Genomic DNA, 19,655 nt, shown 5'->3' with positions numbered 1-19,655 from the left:
TTATCCCGCTACCCTGATAGCGGCAATTGAGGTGAAGAGGACGCAGCGTGGAGCTCCCCGAGTTCCGCGGGCGTCCTCTTTGTGTGCCTGCTGCCCCACGATTTCACAGTAGTCAGCACCAACTGCCCACACTTTACCTGCACTGGTGAGACCGGTTCCTCCTGCATGATAAATATGGATGTCACGTTGGGCAGCGCTGAGGGCCCGTAGGGCAGATCCCAGCGTGAGTTTGCGAGACACTTCATGAGCTTCGCCCACGGCCTGGTGGTTTCCACCTTCCCAGTAAAGAAGGTGCGCAAGCGGAAGAATGAGGCCGCCGGCGTCCGTTTCTAGCTGAAGCCACCCCAGCCCCAAAGTCTCCAGTCTCCCCCGCCAAATATCTCCAGTAGACCCGTGAATAGTCAGCAGCTGCCCAAGCTGGGCTGCCAAACGGTCGGCCACGGTGACGCGAGAAAGCTCTATCTGGCGGAGCTCGCGAGCATCTGCCTCGTAATCTCGGTGTTTTTGTGCTTCCATCTGGATTTCGTAATCGCGGAAGAGCAAATCTAGGTGTGCCATGCACTGAGGATACCCCGCCAAGGAAAATTTATTGAAAAATTTGCTACAAGCCTCTTGAATCCATCTCAAAGGGAAGTAATATGATGCATAAATCATCAAACTACATCAAATGACATGATTTGAGGTGAAAGAAGTGGCATCGCGATTTTTTGCCCTATGTACAGCCAATCTAATTCCCCTCCTAGCACTGGGCGGAGCTGGCGCCTCAGGCATGCTACTTCACTCACTTCTGAGCGAAGGGAATCAAGACCTAGGAATCACTTCTCGTAGCCCGGGCACCTGGATGAGCCTGCTAGTCTGCGCTATCGCTGGCCTGCTTTGTCTCTGCATCGCCCTCTGGTGGCTAGCTGGTTTAGTCTTCTACTACAGCGCCCTAGCTCGCGCCCGACGTTCTCCCCTGCACATACAACTTCCGGTATGGGCCCCGGGACTCCTCAAAACACTTGCGGGAGCTTCTTTAGGTCTGGGAGCTTTGGCTCCCGCCCAGGCCTATGCCCTACCCTCTGAGCAAGCTATCTCGGTAACAGCTAGAGTTCACAACAGCGAGACAAACTCACCCCTATTCCCTCAGGCTTCTCAAATTAACCACGACGTCGAGACATTATCAGCTGACTCCACCCTAGCCTCTGCTACTTCGCCCCTCTTTTCCCCAGAACAAACCCAGGAACGAGCAACAGTGAAGGTTCTTCCCGTTACGACAAAGAGCTACCAGCCCATTTCACCCCTCTTCGGGGGTGGCACCCGCGTGCAGCCGGACTTTTCAGAAGACGTAGCAGCTACCACCTATACCGTAGCCCCGGGCGACTCGCTATGGAGTATCGCAGAAGACCACCTGGCCCCCGATGCTTCAGGCGCTGAAGTGCTAGCGCTCGTGCACACTATCTGGCAACTCAACCAAAAGACCATTCCCACCCTGGACACCCTGATTTTCCCAGGTCAGACGATTACCCTACCCCACTAGGTTTTGCAAAGGAGCACACCATGAAAACCGCTTTCCCAGAACGTGATGACCGCAAATACATCATCGTCGAAGCTACCGAATACGCCGAAAAATATGCACCCTACTTTGAAAAGGGTCAGCCAGCAGAACCCGCTGTCAGCCTCTCCTTTATCGATCAAGAAGAGCAGGCCCTTGAGCAACTGGGGGTTCGCATTGGTACCGCTGCCATCGAAGTTTTCATGGGGCGCAGGCCTCAGCACCATCTAGCTCCCTGGATGACAGCCGGCTGCTACCGCACCCTAGAAAAGCAGCTTGAACAGGCAAAAGCCGCCATTCACTACCGACAGCGTCATTACCCCCAGGCCCCTTACCCCAGCAAGCCGCCTGCTGTAATCCGCCCGCGACGTATCATCGTCCAGAAAGTTGCTGAGACTGCCTATGAAATGAGTTTGCTGGTGACCGACGACGTCCGCACCCGGGCCGTAGCTCTACGGGCAGAACGCAAACGGGGCAACTGGAAAATCGCCACCCTCGCCATCGCATAACTCCCAGATATTTAGCAACTCCCACCTTCTCTTATGCCAACCCACCCCATCAAAAAGGCGGGTGCCCCTCGAGCTAGAAGGCTCAAGGGCACCCGCCTGTACCGCAACTACAGCAGTTCGGTTTTTAGTCTAGGTAGTCACGCAGAACCTGGGAACGGCTGGGGTGACGGAGCTTAGACATAGTCTTTGATTCAATCTGGCGGATACGTTCGCGGGTAACGCCGTAGACCTTGCCGATTTCGTCAAGGGTCTTGGGCTGGCCGTCGGTCATACCAAAGCGCATAGCAACAACACCTGCTTCGCGCTCAGAGAGGGTATCAAGCACCGAGTGCAGCTGCTCCTGGAGCAGGGTGAATGAGACAGCATCGGCAGGTACTACTGCTTCGGAGTCCTCAATCAGGTCGCCAAACTCAGAGTCGCCGTCCTCGCCCAGAGGGGTGTGCAGGGAGATCGGCTCACGGCCGTACTTCTGAACCTCGATGACCTTTTCGGGGGTCATATCGAGTTCCTTAGCGAGCTCTTCAGGGGTGGGTTCGCGGCCCAGATCCTGCAGCATCTGACGCTGGACGCGGGCCAGCTTGTTGATAACTTCAACCATGTGCACGGGGATGCGGATGGTGCGGGCCTGGTCAGCCATTGCACGGGTGATAGCCTGACGGATCCACCAGGTTGCGTAGGTTGAGAACTTGAAGCCCTTTGAGTAGTCGAACTTCTCAACGGCTCGAATCAGGCCCAGGTTACCTTCCTGAATCAGGTCGAGGAAGAGCATACCGCGGCCGGTGTAGCGCTTGGCCAGGGAGACCACCAGACGCAGGTTGGCTTCCAGCAGGTGGTTCTTGGCGCGACGGCCATCGTGAATTACCCAGCGCAGTTCCTTCTTGAGCTGCGGGTCCATATCGGGGTTCTCTTTGAGCTTGTGCTCGGCGTAGAGGCCGGCCTCAATACGCATAGCCAGGTCGACTTCCTGCTCAGCATTCAGCAGGGCAACCTTGCCGATCTGCTTGAGGTAGTCCTTGACGGGGTCTGCGGTAGCACCGGGGGTAACAACGCGGACGGCAGGGGCATCGTCTTCATCGTTGTTGGTCAGGACGAAGCCAGAACCCTTAGCTGCTACAGCTTCAGCTTCTTTCTTCTCTTCCTTGGTGACAGAGTCTGCCTCGTCTTCGTCATCGTCTTCATCGACATCTTCGATGTCGTCGGTATCGAGGTCTTCGTCGTCCAGATCGATATCGTCGTCGGCGAAATCGTCGTCCTCGTCCTTAGCCTTGCGGCTCTTCTTGGGGGCAGCCTTCTTAGCTGCGGTCTTCTTGGGGGCTCGCTGAGGTGCGGCGCTTTCTTCGTCGTCTGCTTCTACGGCGTCTGCTGCCTCGTCAGCCTTTTTTGCTTTGGCGCGAGTTGAGGTTTTTTTAGCGGTGGCTTTGGTTGCAGCGGTTTCGCTGGCTGCTTTCTTGCGTGCGGCTGGTGACACAGAAAACCTTTCTGAGCTAGTTGACCGTAGCGAGTGTGATGCGGTGTTCGCGGTCAAAACACCTAAGACCCTGTCAAGTGATCGATTCGCACAATACAGTTTCCAGGGTATCTATCGGTGGGTATAACGCCCGAGTAGGGGCTTCTATTCCCGATAGGAAGCTGTATTTTTGAGAGACACTTTGAGCGGGGTCAATAGTCAAGTATGACATGTTTTAGGTTTTCTGGCGAAGAAGGCACGGCCGCTTATCTGCGGTTCTTGGTCACGTAGGTCTCTGGGGCTCCGCCGGGCAGAGTAAGCCAGGTAGGGAAAGCACTGACGCTCAAAAGGTAATGCAGGGGTAGAGAGCCCCCATCGCGGTAGGTGCTGTCGATAGCCTCCAGCAGGTGGAAAGCTTCCGTAGAGTTGCCCCGCATCCAGCTTACCCACGCCTGTGCAGCAAGGAGGGAAGCTTCGGCTTTCCCCCTAGCGGAGCTTTCCAGCACGGCTGCCAAATGCCACAAGGCTTCCAGGCGCTTCCAGTCTGGCGGGGTGGGATCTACACCAAAGAGAGTTTCAGCCATTTCCTTCAGACTGTCTTCGGTGCTATCTATCTGATCGTGCGCACCCTGTTCAGGCTGGCTGAGACGATCGAGCTGGTACCGGTGCAGGGTTGACGGCAGGGGCAGAACCCTATCCCCCGTAGTTTGCCTGTTCAGCCCCAGTTCTTGGCTGCCCTGTTCTAGAGCTCTCAGAGCTGCTAACGAGTCTTTGAGGGTACGGCAGGCCTGAAGAATCACGAGCTGGAGGGTGGCAAAGCTATCGAAAGAAGCGATCAGAAAACCAGCTGCATCGGGAATCACCTTGGCGCGTATAGCATCGGCTAAGGTCCCAGCGTAGAGCCCCTTGCTACCCCGCGGCCCATCAAGCAGGGACGCAACGGCACCTATAGCCTGCTCCCACAGCTCTAGTTCAGCAGCAATTTGGCAGGCTTCTTGGGGGTTTTGCTCTTGTTTCTCTTCCAGGTAGAAAGCGCTATAGGCTTCTGTATTGACCTGCCACCGTTCTTGTTCCTCTGGGTCCTCAGTTCCCAGTGCTGTGCGATTCTTAAGTTCCTGGGCTTCATGTAAATCACTGGCAACAAGCGACCCGTGGGCTACCAGTTCGCTATACAGCGGGCTGGTCAAGACCTCGTCTAGAAAACCAGCAGGAGCCAGCTGCCCTTCAGCCGGATTCACAGCCCAGTAGGCCTGCTGCCCCACCGCAAGTACATCGAGTACATTCAGCCCATGAAGGGTTGCGTGGGCTGGTGCGAGCTCCGCATAGCATTGGGCTGCTTCTAGGAAGGTTTTTTCTACCGAAACGTCCACTTCTCCGGATGCTGCGCCATCGGCGAAGAGCAGCAAGAATACACTGGTGATGGGGTCCCCGGTAGGGCTATGGGTGGGGAAGGCCTCGAAGATATAGGTCAGGAAGTCATCCGGCGCTACCTCAGAAACATCGGGCATATCAACACGCAGCAGGGGCCCTATTCCCCCATCGCTCAGAGCCAAGAGCATGATGGACTTTTCAGGCCAGTACCCTAAAAGATGCAGGGCAAGGGCGAGGACGTCGCGCTCCGAGCTGAGGTAGGTAACGATAGGTTCTTCTGGGGTGTGGTGATTCTCTGTCATACCTATCAGGCTGATAGAGAAGAGTACCTAAGACGAGCCCAAGCATGCCTGTGGATATTCCCCACCCGCTGGGCGTCCGACGTCCGCCCCTGTCAAAGCAAATAATCAAGCCCTCACGGGGCGCACGCTTCCCATAAATCGGTGAACCCGTGACGCATCTATGACGCCCCTAAAGCGGGTTTCCACAGGCAGTTTCACCGCGGGGCCAGGCCCGGCCCGGGCCGGTTTAGGAACCGGAGGGGCCCAGGCCGCGGGGGCCGTCGCCGTCCGCATCCCGAGTGTTATGGTCGAGCTGAGCCAAGAAGGCCTCTACCTCATCACCGATTTCATCCCGGCTAGGTACCCGACCAGCGGCACGCTCAGAGAGGGGGAGGCTACCGAACCCCTGGGCGGCGTTCGCGTCGTAGGACTCTTCGAGGCGCTGAATCATCATCTGAATTTCAGGGCTAGCGCTAGCCTGCTCGTCAATCTGCAGCTGAACATTCTCGGACAGCTCACGCAGGCGATCCGAGGGCAGGCTTAGCTTGGCTGCCAGCGACAGGTGCTCCATAGCGACAAGAGCGGTCTGGGGCAGCTCCGACTCCGACAGGTACTGCGGCACGTTCACTGCGAAACCGGCCGTTCCAATGCCGGCCTCGGTCAGGCGCACCTCCAGCAGGCTCGATACCGACCCAGGCACCAAAGCCTCGGGCTGGAAGGAGGAAATGCCGACCGTCAGGTCCTTACGGGACCCGTGCGCCGTTACAGGGATAGGGCGGGTATGCGGCACCGGCATGGGGAAACCGGTCACAGACAGGGCCACCGACACTTCAAGACGCTGGGCAATATCCACCACATCAGCTGTAAACCGCTGCCACAGCAAATCGGGCTCAGCACCGGTCAGCAACAAGAAAGGCTTACCCAGACGGTCTTCTACCGCGTACAGCTTGAGTTCGGGAAGTACCGGGTTAGTGTAGTGGTCTTTTTTGAAGGTAATGCGGGGCTTGCGTGACCGGTAGTCGTGCAGGCGGTCAGCATCAAACTCGATGACCGGCACATTATCAAGTTCATGCAGAAGCACTTCACCCAGGTGCCCCGCGGTGCCACCGGCGTCCTGGGGGTGCGAGAGAGCAATGACGAGGGGCAGACCTCTCAATCGGTCGTTTTCAAACGCCCCGGCGTGAGCTATATACAGCCGATCTTCGTGTGTCATCTTCCTAGCCCCCTTCTTTCTTCCCGTCTTCTGTGAGTCTCTATAGTACTCCAGGGTATGGGCACAGTGTAGCCTAATGTCGCGGGTATAACGCTGGGAATATGCAGAGCTATTCCCAGTGGGGCTTAAACTCTAGCCCCGGCATCTTTTGCTGTTCGCTCTGGGGTTATTTAGGCTCCACAACGTTGTGCAGGTTACATTTGGACACAGTTTTGGCCTACGCTTATACACGATAGCGCGGTCATCTATCTATGCCCGCCCCTCTTATTTCTGTTGTGAAGGGAGAAACCTGTGAGCGATTCTCACGACCTGTCATTCTCTGTAACGGCCCCCGACCTTGAGGCCCTCGAAGCCGACGTGCTGGTACTCGGCGTTTATTCCGGCAAGGAAGGCCCCTCGCTGGCCAGCAACCCCCTCGACACCGAAACAGCCGAGGGCCTTGAGGCTATTTTGGAGGATTTGGGAGTCAGCGGTGGGCAGGACGAGCTCGTTCGGCTTCCCGGCTTCGACGAGGCGGGCGCCGACGTCGTTGCCCTCATCGGCCTAGGCTCTCAGAAGGAGGATGCCGCTGCCCACCGTGTTGCCCTGCGCTACGCAGCGGGCTCAGCCGTCCGCCAGCTTGCCGGTGTAGAAACCGTAGCCCTCGCCCTGGGCGCAGAATCCGTTGAGGAAGTAGCAGCTATCGCAGAAGGCGCCGCCTACGGCGCTTTTGCCGATACCCAGCTGCGGGCCAAGACTGCCGATTCAGTCAAGGCTCCCGTCGCCGAGGTTCTCATTGTCACCGATGTAGCCCCCGCTGAGGCAGAAGGTGCCCTGACTCGGGCTCTCATTCTGGGTGAGGCCGTTGACCACACCCGCCGCCTGGTCAACACTCCACCCTCCCATCTCTACCCCGAAACCTTCGCAGAGCGTGCCCTTGCCCGCGTAGAGGGCCTTGAAAATGTTGAAACCAAGGTCTGGGACTACGAAGAACTCGTTGCCGAAGGCTTCGGCGGCATCGCGGGTGTCGGCCAGGGCTCAGAGCGCAAGCCCCGCCTGGTAGAGGTCAAGTACACCCCCGAAAAGGCCGAAAAGACCGTCGCCATTGTGGGCAAGGGCATCACCTTCGACACCGGTGGCATTTCGCTCAAGCCCGCCGGATCCATGACCACCATGAAGTCCGACATGGCAGGTGCCGCAACCGTCCTCAACGTCGTTGCAGCAGCTTCTGAGCTCAACCTGCCGGTTGCCGTACACGGCTACCTCTGCCTGGCTGAGAACATGCCTGGCGGCAACTCCATCCGCCCCGAAGATGTGCTGACCATGCGCAGCGGTCACACCGTTGAAGTCATGAATACCGACGCCGAAGGCCGCCTGGTCATGGCAGACGGCCTGGCCCTGGCATCCGAGGACGAGCCCGACGTCCTTCTCGACATCGCAACCCTGACCGGTGCCCAGCTCATCGCCCTGGGCGTGCGCACCGCAGCGGTCATGGGTGACGATACCGTCCGCCAACAGGTTGTTGAAGCAGCTACCGAAGCCGGCGAAGACTACTGGCCCATGCCCATGCCCGAGCACCTGCGCAAGAGCCTCAAGTCCCCCGTCGCCGACCTGCAGAACATCGGCTCCCGCTACGGTGGCATGCTGGTAGCAGGCCAGTTCCTCGAAGAATTCGTGGGCGAAAAGGACGGCGCAAAGATTCCCTGGGCCCACCTGGACTTCGCAGGCCCCTCCTTCAACGAGGAAGGCCCCTACGGCTTTACTCCTAAGGAAGGCACCGGCCACTCCATCGCCACCCTGATTAAGTTCATCGAGGCCTACGCCTAAACCTTACTTTCCAGGGAACTTTTACATTTGCACCCCGTTGCCCGCGTTCTAGCAGGTAACGGGGTGTAATCATGCCCACCCGAGCAATAAAACACCTGCCAATAGTGGCAGGCGGACGCGTTCAAGGGATAAGCTAGAAAACGACAGTACATAAGGGGGCTTAGGCCTCCGCGACCCATGCAAGGGAGCGTCAACGTGGCCGATTCGGCAACAACAGAATTCGATATCCTCATCCTCGGTGGCGGTAGCGCCGGTTACTCCGCAGCTCTGCGCGCGGTACAGCTGGGCTTCACCGTAGGTCTGATCGAAAAGAGCAACCTGGGCGGCACCTGCCTGCACACCGGTTGCATCCCCACCAAGGCTTACCTGCACGCTGCAGAACTCGCATCCGAGGCTCAGCACGCTTCAAAGTACGGTGTAAACACCACCCTCGAGTCCATCGACATGGCTAAGGTTCGTGACTACAAGGACGGCATCGTCGCCGGCAAGTTCAAGGGCCTGACCGGCCTTCTCAAGATGAAGAAGGTCACCGTCATCGAGGGCGAAGGCAAGCTCACCGGCAAGGACACCATCACCGTCGCTGGCACCGAGTACAAGGGCAAGCACATCATCCTGGCATCCGGTTCTGTCTCCAAGACTTTCGGCATCGAGATTCGTGACCGCGTGCTCACCTCCACCGAAGCCTTGCAGATGGACTACCTACCCAAGAGCGCTATCGTTCTGGGCGGCGGCGTCATCGGCTCCGAGTTCGCCTCCATGTGGAACTCCATGGGCGTAGAGGTCACCATCATCGAGGGCCTGCCCCACCTGGTCCCCAACGAAGACCCCTCTATCATCAAGGTCGTTGAGCGCGAATTCAAGAAGCGCGGCATCAAGTCCTCACTGGGCAAGTTCTTCAAGACCGTTGAACAGGACGCCAACGGCGCCAAGGTCACCCTTGAAGATGGCACCGTCTTCGAGGCAGACATCGTTCTTGTTGCTGTCGGCCGTGGCCCCAACACCGAGGGCTTTGGCTACGACGAGCAGGGCCTGACCATGGACCGTGGCTTCGTCATCACCAACGAGCGCCTGCACACCGGCGTTGGCAACATCTACGCTATCGGCGACATCGTCCCCGGTGTTCAGCTGGCCCACCGCGGCTACCAGCAGGGCCGCTTCGTTGCCGAAGAAATCGCAGGCCTCAACCCCCAGATTGTTGAAGACATCAACATCCCCAAGGTCACCTTCTGCGAGCCTGAGATCGCCTCCATCGGCTACTCCCAGCCCAAGGCTGAAGAGAAGTTCGGCAAGGAAAACGTTGAGGTTGCAGAGTACAACCTGGCTGGCAACGGCAAGTCCTCCATCCTGGGCACCGGCGGCCTGGTCAAGGTCGTCCGCGAGAAGAACGGCCCCATCATCGGCGTTCACGCTGTTGGTAAGCGCATGGGCGAGCAGATTGGTGAAGCCCAGATGTGGGTTGTCTGGGAAGCCTTCCCCGAGGACGTCGCCCAGTTCATCCACGCCCACCCCACCCAGAACGAATCCCTGGGCGAGGCTGCAATGGCTCTGGCTGGCGCACCCCTGCACGGCTAAGACAAGCCCCTGCGGTAGGCGCTAGCCCTAACCCTGGTTATAGGGTCAGCGCCTACCCCCTACAGATTTTTATCACTCACAAGGAGAGCACGAAGGACTATGTCCACCACCGTAGAACTGCCCGCACTGGGCGAATCCGTAACCGAGGGTACCGTTACCCGCTGGCTTGTTGAGGTTGGCGAAACCGTTGAGGTTGACCAGCCCATTGTTGAGGTTTCCACCGACAAGGTCGACACCGAAGTTCCCTCACCCGTAGCCGGTGTTGTTGAGAAGATTCTCGTTGAAGAGGACGAGGACGTCGAGGTCGGCGCTCCCCTCATCGTTATTGGCGACGGCTCCGGCGCAGGCTCATCTGACGATGCCCCCGCTGCAGAAGCCCCCAAGGCTGAAGAAAAGGAAGAAGCTCCCGCAGCTGAGGAAAAGAAGGAAGAGGCACCCGCTGCCGCACCCGCGTCCTCAGGCTCAGCTTCTGGCACCGAGGTTACCCTGCCCGCTCTGGGCGAGTCCGTCACCGAAGGCACCATCACCCGCTGGCTCAAGGAAGTTGGCGAAGAAGTTGCCGTTGACGAGCCCCTCGTAGAGGTTTCCACCGACAAGGTCGACACCGAGGTTCCCTCACCCGTAGCCGGTACCCTGCTCGAAATCCGCATCCAGGAAGACGAGGACGCCGAAGTCGGCCAGGTTCTGGCTATCATCGGTGACGCTTCAGCCGCTTCTGCTCCCGCAGAAGAGAAGAAGGAAGAAGCACCCGCAGCTGAGGAAAAGAAGGAAGAAGCACCCGCTGTTTCCTCCACCGACGAAGCTGCAGAGGCCCCCGCTGTTGAACTGCCCTCCGGCGAAAACGGCGAAGCATACGTCACTCCCCTGGTCCGCAAGCTGGCCAAGCAGGAAGGCATCGACCTGTCCACCATCAAGGGCACCGGTGTTGGCGGCCGCATCCGTAAGCAGGACGTCCTGGCTGCTGCTGAAGCTAAGAAGGGCGCTGCTCCCGTAGCATCAGCCCCCGCTGCTGAAGCTCCCGCTACCGCACCTGCCAAGAAGGAAGCCCCCAAGGCTGCAGCGTCTTCAAAGCGCGGCACCACCGAAAAGGCTCCCCGCATCCGCCAGACCGTTGCTAAGCGCATGGTTGAGTCACTGGCTGTTTCAGCTCAGCTGACCACCGTCCAGGAAATCGACCTGACCCGTCTGGTTGCCCTGCGCAACAAGGCTAAGGCCGGCTTCGAGGCTCGCGAGGGCACCAAGCTCACCTTCCTGCCCTTCTTCACCAAGGCAGTCACCGAAGCTCTGCAGCAGTTCCCCCAGTTCAACTCATCCATGAGCGATGACTTCAAGGAAATCACCTACCACGGTTCCGAGAACATCGGCCTGGCAGTTGACACCCCCAAGGGTCTGCTCGTTCCCGTTGTCAAGGACGCCGGCGACCTCAACATCGCAGGTATCGCAAAGAAGATCAACGACGTTGCCAAGCGCGCTCGTGACGGCCAGGTCGGCCCCGAGGAGCTGTCAGGTTCAACCTTCACTATCTCCTCCACCGGCCAGACCGGCGGTGTCTTCTTCACCCCGATCATCAACCAGCCCAACGTAGCGATCCTGGGCATCGGCTCCACCAATAAGCGTCCTGCTGTTATCCAGGATGCCGAGGGCAACGATGTGATTGCTATCCGCTCACTGGCTTACTTCTCACTGACCTACGACCACCGCGTTGTAGACGGTGCAGATGCTGGCCGCTTCCTGGCCTTCCTCAAGCAGCGCCTTGAAGAAGCAGCTTTCGAAGCTGAGGTTGGTCTCTAAACCACAGGTCTTAGTTCTCTGAACTAGGCTCTCAGGTGCCCCGCTAGCAGCAGTTAGCGGGGCACTTTTCTATCTACTAGGGGCTCGCGTGGTCACCCCCACACCGGTTTTAGTGGCGAACTGTCGCTAAACAAACAGGTATTACGTAGACTTGTCATTATGGCTATCGCATTTTCAATTCTTCTTTTCTTGCACATCGTTGGTGCCGCAATGGTTTTCGGCCTGTGGCTAGGCACCTTTAAGCAGGGCATCGTTCTGCCCGGCCAGTTCCACGCAGCCCTGCTGCAGGTTGTCACCGGTTTTGCTCTCTACTTCATCCAGATGTCACAGAACATGACTCTGAACCACATGATGATTGGCATCAAGATGGTGATTGCCCTGGTCATCACTGTAGCGGCCTTTATGGGTCAGAAGAAGTACAAGGCTGCCCGTGCCCTGGGCACCCCTGAAAACGGTAAGAACGTAGCCCTGGCCCATACTGTTGGTGGCCTGGCTCTGATCAATATCGCTATCGCTGTTTTCATGCAGTACCCCCAGATCTAATCAAGGCGAGAACACCTAGGTTCTTACTCCCAGGGGCGGTGTACCGGTATGGTGCACCGCCCCTGGTCTATATATAGCGGCAGGACTGTAGGTGTTAGAGGGCGGACGGGTCTAGGGGCAGGGGCCGTGCCTCGGCCAGCAGGTAGGTTCCGCCCTCGGCTTGGAGAATCAGCTCCACGCGTTGAAGCACCCTACCATCGTGTCGGCTTATACCCTGCACAGCCAGTTCCCGATCACTACCTGCGGGACTGTAGCCGGTCGCTTGCACCGTAGCCAAGAGCCTGTAGCCATTCTCGGTTGCCGTGATCTCGCTGATATCGACCAGTTCTGTGCTCATATCGGCTAAAGAGGCTGCACCTTCATGTGCCAGTAGCTGGCTATCGGCTTCAGCCAGGGGTGAGCCTAAAACCGCGTAATCACCTATTTCCGTAGTTTCCCCAGAGGCAAGTACCCGGCTCCGGGCGGCTACGAGCTCTGCTGCGAGAAGAGCTACATCGCTGTCGCTGGGTTCTAGGGTTACTACCCGGTCTTGCTCGACCTCTGTCTGCGGCTTCTCGCTAGCACGCTGTTGGTCTGTCTCTGACGGTGCAAGTGCAGGGAGAGATCCTGCTGCCTCAACCGCTGCCGGGGTAGCTGAATCGTGCTGGGGCTCTGATGCGAGCAGCTGGTACCCGGCCCCGCCAAGGGCTAGAGCCCCTATCAGGACAGCGCCGCTCAGGGCCCAGCGCTCCCGCAAATACTGTCCCAGCTGCATCTGCCCGGTTCCCACGGCCCGCCGCTTAAGGCGGGGCTTCCTCCGGTGAGGCGTCTTATTCCCCCGCGATACATCGGGCAGTTTCCCGTACATCTGACGACGTTGTTTCACCGTCCGGCGGGGCTCTACTGGCGCAGGCTGCCTGTAGGCAGGAAGGCGGGGACGCACGCTCTGGTGGGCGCTGAGGTGAAGTTCGAGGGGCTCAGGGTCTGCTGCCAGTTCAATAAGGGCTAGTAGGTCAGCAAGCTGGGGCTGCTGGGCACGAGAGTCGATAGCGTCCTCAAGGGTCTGGGCCAGGGCGTCGCTGGCCTGGGGAACAGCCAGGTTCAGGGGAGCCCTCAGACGCATGGCCTTAGGCTCTTCCCCGGTGAGGCAGAGCCACAGCAGGGCAGCACAGGCTGCGATGTCATCTGCCTGCCGGCTCTTCTGTACCGCGGACGCCAGTGGGCGAGTATCGATATCGGGGGCAAGGAGTTTCAGCTCGCCCCGCACGGTGAAAACACAGTGGCGGGACGCTAGCTCAGAATAGGCAAAGCCCTGTTCGTGGAGGTAACCCAGCGCCTGGGTGAGGGCTCTGGCAACGGTGGTTACCTGGCCCAGGGGCAGTTTTCCCTTGGCTCGGCAATAGTCGGCGAGGGTGCCAGCCTCGGCAGATTCATACCAGATATGGTAGGAGTCCTGCGATGAGGTCACAGCATCGACCCTCAGCACTGCGGGGTGCGGGGTGAGGGAACACAGCCGTTCTGCGGATTTCGCACTGGCTTCTGCACCGCCGGTGATCTGAGTCAGGGTGTAGGGGCCCGCCTGCAGCTCGAGGTGGGCGGCACTTTGGTAACCGCAGTCCACAATCCAGGTACTGTGGTGGGCTCCGCTTTCAAGGCGGTAGCGCGGGGTTACGTCGGGCAGGTTACCGGGTATCGGCAGGGCCTGGTCGTTTTCTGGTTCAGGCGGTACGGACGCCGGGGTCGGCTGGGGTAGATCTGTGGGGGTACTCATGCTTTAGCTATACACCACCTGGCAGCACCACCGCCGGGAGTATCCACAGGGCCAGCATTTACGCTAGTCAACCGCATGAAGGTACCCTGTGGATAAAAACGTCATCTAGCGTCACAGCACCACACCCCGGGTTCAGACGACCAGAGTCTCCCTGAATATTTTCGCCCCACCGCCAAAAGGGCTACCCTAGAAGGTATGGCACTTTTGTTTGAACGGGTCGGGCTTGCCCCCGACTATGTGGAATACACCTCCGCGCTGGACTACCAGCGCACCGTCCACGAAGAAGTCGCCACCGGCGTCCGGCAAAATACCGTCCTACTGCTAGAACACGAAGAAGTCATTACCGCCGGTAAGCGCACCGAAGACCACGAATACCCGACCGATAACCGCGTGCCCGTCATCAAAATTGACCGCGGTGGTAAGCTCACCTGGCACGGCCCCGGCCAGCTGGTTGGCTACCCTATCGTGCAGCTGCCCGAGCCCATCGACGTCGTCCGCTACGTGCGGGTACTCGAAGAGGTGCTCATCAACGTCCTGACCGACCTGGGCATTACCTGCCAGCGAGTTGAGGGGCGCTCCGGCGTTTGGGTACTCGGTGACGGTGCTCTAGTACAGGATAAAAAAATTGCAGCCATCGGCATCCGCGTTGCTAAGAACACCACCATGCACGGTTTCTCTATCAACTGCAACAACCCCACCGACCCCTTCGGCGCCTTTATCCCCTGCGGCATCACCGATGCGGGCGTCACCACCATTAGCGAACAACTCGGCCGGAATATAACCCCCGCCGATATTGTTGACCGGGTAGAAGAAGAGCTGGCCCGTTACGCCGACCAGCTCGCCGCCGACTTCACACCGGCCCCCAGCGCATAAACCGCTCCCCGGCAGAAGCCGCCAGCACACCCACCACAGGTTTACCACCAAAGGAGAACCCCACCTCATGAGCGCCCAGCCAGAAGGCCGCAAGCTACTTCGCGTTGAAGCCCGCAATGCAGAGGTCCCCATCGAGAAGAAGCCCTCATGGATCAAAACCAAGGCCAAGGTTGGCCCCGAATACAAAGAAATGGTTGATCTAGCCCGAGGCTCTGGCCTTCACACCGTGTGTGAAGAGGCCGGCTGCCCCAACATCTACGAGTGCTGGGAAGACCGCGAAGCAACCTACCTGATTGGCGGTTCAGAGTGCACCCGTCGCTGCGACTTCTGCATGATCGACACCGGTAAGCCCGTTGCTATTGACCGCACCGAGCCCCTTAAGGTGGCCCTCAACGTCAAGAAGATGGGCCTGCGCTACGCCACCGTCACCGGTGTAGCCCGTGACGATCTTGAGGACGGCGGCGCCTGGCTTTATGCCGAAACCATCCGCCAGATTCACCGCGTTTCCCCCAACACCGGCGTCGAAATCCTGATCCCCGACTTCAAGGGTAAGGAAGAGGACGTGCAGCAGGTCATCGATGCAGCCCCCGAGGTCTTCGCCCACAACCTTGAGACCGTCCCGCGTATCTTCCGTCAGATTCGCCCCGCCTTCCGCTACGAGCGCTCCCTGGACGTCATCACCCAGGGCAAGGAAGCCGGTCTGATTACCAAGTCCAACCTGATCCTGGGCATGGGTGAAACCAACGAAGAGGTCTACGAGGCCCTCTGCGATCTGCACGATGCCGGCTGCGACCTGATTACCCTCACCCAGTACCTGCGCCCGGGCCCCCTCTTCCATCCCATCGAGCGTTGGGTCAAGCCCGCCGAGTTCGTTGAGCTCTCAAAGATGGCCGAAGAGATTGGCTTTGCCGGTGTAATGGCAGGTCCCATGGTGCGCTCGTCCTACCGTGCAGGTAAGCTCTGGGCCCGTGCCATGAAGAAGCAGGGGCGCGAAATCCCTGAGCACCTGTCGCATATCGACGATTCAGGCTTTGCTATGCAGGAGGCTAGCTCCCTGGTAGCAGCAGGGGCCTAAGGACGCTACCCCCTAGGGTTTCAAGCGCCCACCGGTTTCATCGGTGGGCGCTTGCCGTATAGAATGGGTAAGTTAGGGCGCGTATCGCACCCGCCCGCCCAGAATCGACTCACGAAGGAAACACAGTGGCTGAATCCCGTGGCAGCACCCGCACACAGACCCGCGAAGAAAAGAAGAAGGCTCGCGAAGAGCGCCGCGCCAAGCGCGGCCCCGGCATGTTTGCTCAGATGAAGCAGGTCTATGCTATGACCCGCGAGCAGGACCCCAACATCCCCTGGATTCTTGCTCTGGTCTTCTTTGGCACCGTCCTGGTCTTCCTGCTGATCGGCCTGCTGCTCAACAACTGGATTACCTTCCTTCTCATCGGTATCCCCCTGGGCATTCTTTTCTCTGTCATGGTGCTCTCCCGCCGGGCAGAAAAGGCAGCTTTCGCCCAGCTGGAAGGCCAGCCCGGTCGCTCCGGTGCAGCTCTTTCAACCCTGCGCCGCGGTTGGATTTTCGAGCAGCAGCCCGTTGCCGCTAACAAGTCCCAGGACGTCGTCTTCCGCGCCATCGGCCGCCCCGGCATCGTCCTGGTCACCGAAGGCCCTACCGGCCGCGTCAACGGTCTGGTCCAGAAGGAAAAGCTCAAGTACTCCAAGATCGTACCGACCGTTCCCGTAACCGTCATCAACACCGGGCACGCTGACGGCCAGGTTGAACTCAAGCAGCTCACCAAGACCATGAACAAGCTGCCCAAGAAGCTCACCCAGCAGGAAATGCACCAGGTAGCTAACCGCATTGATTCACTCTCGAAGCACAACAACATGCTGAACGCTATTCCTAAGGGTATTGACCCCATGCGTATGCGCCCCGACCGTCGAGGCATGCGCTAAGCCGCAGGTTTCCCATCAAGAAGGGGCCCGCTCAACAGATGTTGAGCGGGCCCCTTCTTGATGCGTACAGGCTTTTACTGCACGGGCTTCTTCTTTGAACCGCGCCACCAGTTCATGATGAAAACGTAGGCGATCAGTGCCAGGGTTATCTGCATCATGTAGCGGTCGATGGTCTCGAGGGTGGGCTGGATGCCCTCGCCGAAACGCAGCCCCAGGTAGAGGTAAAAGAGCTTATTGCCGATTGCTAGCAGGTAGATGTAGAGACCGATAACCCAGCCCTTGAGTTTACGGATACCGGCGATAGCCACCAGAATCGTCGCCGGAATCGGTGAGAAAGGGATAAAACCCAGCAGCAGACTCAGAAAGAGGTGCTTCTCAACAAAACCCTCAAGTTTGCGCCACCACAGGGGGGTGTGGTTAGCGAACAGCCAGGTGATGAAGTCCTGCCCCCAGTGCTTCCCCATAAAGAAGTAGACCGCCATGAACTTGATGTGGCTGGCGGCAGCAGCTGCGGTCAGGGCTGCCAGCATGAGGGCAGCTCCCTGATTCTGGGCAGCGGTAATCAGCAGCCCCAGCCCCGAACCGGTCAGCAAAGAAACCAGCCAGGGCGCGTTGACCAGCAGATTAGGTCGCAGGGGAATCATGACCATCGAAAAAATGGTCATGAAGGCGAGCAGGCTCAGCAAGATCTTGTCGATTGGCCTGGGCTGGATCAGAAAGGACGGCAGCGCCGGGTCGTTCTCTTTCGGCGGCTCTTCGCCGGTAGGGTTCGTCATATCGTCTTTCATTTATCGAATCATCACCAAAATAGTGTGGCGAGCCCGGTCGTGCAGGCCGCGCTGGTCGGCATCCATAATGACAACAGGTAGCACCAGCATGACCATAGACTGGCGAATCAGAGCGGTCAGCCAGCCAGCGGGCTTACCATCAAGTCGCTGTACCTGCATACCGAGAGCAAAATGCCCCACCGTATGCCCCATAAAACCGACGGCAGCAACCATATAGAGCCAGAAAATAACCAGCTGGGCAACATCAAGCACAGCGGTATTCACGCCCGGAAAAACCGTCTGCCCCAGCACAAAAAACATGCCCTCAATGAGCAGCCAGTCAATCCAAAAGGCCAGCAAACGGCGCACCGGGCGAGCAATAGCACCCCGCCCCGACCGCGGCCTGCCCATATTCTGCCCGGGGTACTCCTGGTCGGTAGGAGCCCCCTCTATCCAAGAACCTAAATCTCTTCTCGTAACCACCCAACTAACCTTACCGGCTATTACCCCCTTTCCGCCCAAGAAAACCGGGCGCAGGCGTCCTACCCTCTGAGAAACCCGGCCCCAAACCACCTACACTAGAAAAGGGGAACCTAGCCACCCAAACCCACGTAACACCAACGCAACTCAAGCGCCGGTACGTTACACACGCGAAACAAAAGCGATACTTTAGGGCAAAAAATACACCCTAGGCTAGAAACAACAGCGAGGGAGCCCACCCAACCGGGCACCCATGGGTCGAAAACAACTCAAGGAGAACAAACGACCATGTTCACTACCGCACAGGAAGTCCTCGACTTCATCAAGAACGAAGACGTCAAGTTCGTTGATATCCGCTTCTGTGACCTGCCCGGCGTACAGCAGCACTTCAACCTGCCCGCTAAGGCTATCGACGAAGACTTCTTCATCAACGGTCAGATGTTTGACGGTTCCTCTATCCGCGGCTTCCAGGGCATCGCCGAATCAGATATGCAGCTGATTCCCGATGTCACCAGCTGCTACGTAGACCCCTTCCGCCTTGAGAAGACCCTGGTTGTTACCGGCTCCATCGTCAACCCCCGCACCGGCGAGTCCTACCACCGCGACCCCCGCGGCGTAGCAGAACGTGCCGAAGAGTACCTGAAGTCAACCGGCATCGCCGACACCGCCTTCTTCGCATCCGAAGCAGAATTCTTCGTCTTCGAAAACGTCCAGCACGAAGTCTCCCCCCAGTCAGTCTTCTTCAAGATCGACTCCGACGAAGCTCCCTGGAACTCCGGCCGCAAGGAAGAGGGCGGCAACCTCGGTAACAAGACCCTCACCAAGGGCGGCTACTTCCCCGTCTCCCCCGTCGACAAGCAGGCTGACCTGCGTGACGCCATGTGCGTAGCCCTCGACGAGGTAGGCCTCGAAGTAGAGCGCTCCCACCACGAAGTAGGCGCCCCCGGCCAGGCTGAGATCAACTACAAGTTCTCCACCCTCACCCAGGCAGCAGACGACCTGCTCAAGTTCAAGTACGTCATCAAGAACACCGCTGACCAGTGGGGCAAGACCGTCACCTTCATGCCCAAGCCCGTCTTCGGCGACAACGGCTCAGGCATGCACTGCCACCAGTCACTCTGGCAGGACGGCGAGCCCCTCTTCTACGACGAGCGCGGCTACGCAGGCCTCTCAGACGTCGCCCGCTGGTACATCGGCGGTCTGATTGAGCACTCCTCATCAGTTCTGGCCTTCACCAACCCCACCGTCAACTCCTACAAGCGCCTGGTTCCCGGTTACGAAGCCCCCATCAACATGGTCTACTCCCAGGGCAACCGCTCTGCAGGTATCCGCATCCCCATTACCGGCACCAACCCCAAGGCAAAGCGCCTCGAGTTCCGCGCACCCGACCCCTCCTCCAACCCCTACCTGGCTTTCGCAGCCCAGCTCATGGCAGGTCTGGACGGCATCCGCAACCGCATCGAACCCCCTGCACCCATCGACAAGGACCTCTACGAGCTGCCCGCCGAAGAAGCAGCAGACATCAAGAAGGCACCCGCCAACCTTGAAGAAGCCCTTGACGCCCTCGAAAAGGACCACGACTTCCTGCTGGCAGGCGACGTCTTCACCGAAGACCTCATCTCAGCCTGGATCGACTACAAGCGCAGCAACGAGCTCGCTCCCCTGCTGCTGGTCCCCCACCCCCTCGAATACCAGATGTACTACGGCGTCTAAGCCCTAGTAAACTGAAATTACGAGCACAAAGCCGCGCTTAGGCGTCCGCCTCAGA

At 58.7% G+C, this 19,655-nt stretch carries 17 protein-coding genes; 10 read left to right on the top strand and 7 right to left on the bottom strand.

Annotated features, from left to right (window positions below; translation table 11 throughout):
• Nucleotides 1-558, bottom strand: a complete 558-nt coding sequence (locus tag L6963_RS05990) for a hypothetical protein (protein WP_237207165.1) — start codon at nucleotides 556-558, stop codon at nucleotides 1-3.
• 211 nt (nucleotides 559-769) lie between these two features.
• Between L6963_RS05990 and L6963_RS05985 the strand changes: the two genes are divergently transcribed.
• A complete protein-coding gene (locus L6963_RS05985) occupies nucleotides 770-1,519 on the top strand; it encodes a LysM peptidoglycan-binding domain-containing protein (protein ID WP_237207166.1) in 750 nt (249 codons plus the stop codon).
• Nucleotides 1,520-1,539: 20 nt separating this feature from the next.
• Nucleotides 1,540-2,043 (top strand): Rv3235 family protein, encoded by a 504-nt coding sequence (locus L6963_RS05980; RefSeq protein ID WP_237207167.1) that lies wholly within the window; start codon nucleotides 1,540-1,542, stop codon nucleotides 2,041-2,043.
• Between the two features lie 124 nt (nucleotides 2,044-2,167).
• On the opposite strand, the gene L6963_RS05975 is transcribed toward L6963_RS05980, so the two are convergent.
• The 3 genes from L6963_RS05975 to L6963_RS05965 form a co-directional block, all read right to left on the bottom strand.
• Nucleotides 2,168-3,568, bottom strand: coding sequence for an RNA polymerase sigma factor (locus tag L6963_RS05975; RefSeq protein WP_272878678.1), 1,401 nt, complete (start codon nucleotides 3,566-3,568; stop codon nucleotides 2,168-2,170).
• A 188-nt stretch (nucleotides 3,569-3,756) separates the two neighbouring features.
• A complete protein-coding gene (locus tag L6963_RS05970) occupies nucleotides 3,757-5,163 on the bottom strand; it encodes a DUF4192 family protein (protein ID WP_237207168.1) in 1,407 nt (468 codons plus the stop codon).
• 226 nt (nucleotides 5,164-5,389) lie between these two features.
• The gene (locus L6963_RS05965) at nucleotides 5,390-6,355 is read right to left on the bottom strand and encodes a proteasome assembly chaperone family protein (RefSeq protein ID WP_237185406.1); all 966 of its coding nucleotides are present in this window, start codon (nucleotides 6,353-6,355) and stop codon (nucleotides 5,390-5,392) included.
• Nucleotides 6,356-6,646: 291 nt separating this feature from the next.
• Between L6963_RS05965 and L6963_RS05960 the strand changes: the two genes are divergently transcribed.
• From L6963_RS05960 to L6963_RS05945, 4 genes are all read left to right on the top strand, one after another.
• Nucleotides 6,647-8,161, top strand: coding sequence for a leucyl aminopeptidase (locus L6963_RS05960; RefSeq protein WP_237207169.1), 1,515 nt, complete (start codon nucleotides 6,647-6,649; stop codon nucleotides 8,159-8,161).
• 177 nt (nucleotides 8,162-8,338) lie between these two features.
• Nucleotides 8,339-9,733, top strand: coding sequence for a dihydrolipoyl dehydrogenase (gene lpdA, locus L6963_RS05955; protein WP_237207170.1), 1,395 nt, complete (start codon nucleotides 8,339-8,341; stop codon nucleotides 9,731-9,733).
• Between the two features lie 99 nt (nucleotides 9,734-9,832).
• On the top strand, nucleotides 9,833-11,524 hold the full coding sequence (gene sucB / locus L6963_RS05950; protein WP_237207171.1) for a 2-oxoglutarate dehydrogenase, E2 component, dihydrolipoamide succinyltransferase: 1,692 nt from the start codon (nucleotides 9,833-9,835) through the stop codon (nucleotides 11,522-11,524).
• A gap of 159 nt (nucleotides 11,525-11,683) precedes the next feature.
• The gene (locus L6963_RS05945) at nucleotides 11,684-12,067 is read left to right on the top strand and encodes a hypothetical protein (RefSeq protein WP_237195385.1); all 384 of its coding nucleotides are present in this window, start codon (nucleotides 11,684-11,686) and stop codon (nucleotides 12,065-12,067) included.
• 94 nt (nucleotides 12,068-12,161) lie between these two features.
• Here L6963_RS05945 and L6963_RS05940 read toward each other — a convergent pair whose 3' ends face one another.
• Nucleotides 12,162-13,817: a protein kinase gene (locus L6963_RS05940; RefSeq protein WP_237207172.1), complete on the bottom strand. Its 1,656-nt coding sequence runs from the start codon at nucleotides 13,815-13,817 to the stop codon at nucleotides 12,162-12,164.
• Between the two features lie 195 nt (nucleotides 13,818-14,012).
• On the opposite strand from L6963_RS05940, the gene lipB reads away from it, so the two are divergent.
• The 3 genes from lipB (at nucleotide 14,013) to L6963_RS05925 (ending at nucleotide 16,640) form a co-directional block, all read left to right on the top strand.
• On the top strand, nucleotides 14,013-14,690 hold the full coding sequence (gene lipB, locus L6963_RS05935) for a lipoyl(octanoyl) transferase LipB (protein WP_135011347.1): 678 nt from the start codon (nucleotides 14,013-14,015) through the stop codon (nucleotides 14,688-14,690).
• Nucleotides 14,691-14,757: 67 nt separating this feature from the next.
• Nucleotides 14,758-15,765: a lipoyl synthase gene (gene lipA / locus L6963_RS05930; RefSeq protein WP_185173127.1), complete on the top strand. Its 1,008-nt coding sequence runs from the start codon at nucleotides 14,758-14,760 to the stop codon at nucleotides 15,763-15,765.
• 125 nt (nucleotides 15,766-15,890) lie between these two features.
• On the top strand, nucleotides 15,891-16,640 hold the full coding sequence (locus L6963_RS05925; RefSeq protein WP_237207173.1) for a DUF4191 domain-containing protein: 750 nt from the start codon (nucleotides 15,891-15,893) through the stop codon (nucleotides 16,638-16,640).
• A gap of 74 nt (nucleotides 16,641-16,714) precedes the next feature.
• Here L6963_RS05925 and L6963_RS05920 read toward each other — a convergent pair whose 3' ends face one another.
• The gene (locus L6963_RS05920) at nucleotides 16,715-17,416 is read right to left on the bottom strand and encodes a hypothetical protein (protein ID WP_237207174.1); all 702 of its coding nucleotides are present in this window, start codon (nucleotides 17,414-17,416) and stop codon (nucleotides 16,715-16,717) included.
• Nucleotides 17,417-17,428: 12 nt separating this feature from the next.
• Nucleotides 17,429-17,818, bottom strand: coding sequence for an RDD family protein (locus L6963_RS05915; protein ID WP_237185413.1), 390 nt, complete (start codon nucleotides 17,816-17,818; stop codon nucleotides 17,429-17,431).
• A gap of 357 nt (nucleotides 17,819-18,175) precedes the next feature.
• On the opposite strand from L6963_RS05915, the gene glnA reads away from it, so the two are divergent.
• Complete coding sequence (gene glnA, locus L6963_RS05910) at nucleotides 18,176-19,600, top strand: type I glutamate--ammonia ligase (protein WP_237207175.1); 1,425 nt, start codon at nucleotides 18,176-18,178, stop codon at nucleotides 19,598-19,600.
• Nucleotides 19,601-19,655 lie beyond the last annotated feature (55 nt).

The sequence above is a fragment of the Rothia nasimurium genome, from assembly GCF_928392795.1.
GTDB lineage: Bacteria > Actinomycetota > Actinomycetes > Actinomycetales > Micrococcaceae > Rothia > Rothia nasimurium_F.
This window is presented reverse-complemented; position numbering and strand designations above follow the sequence as displayed.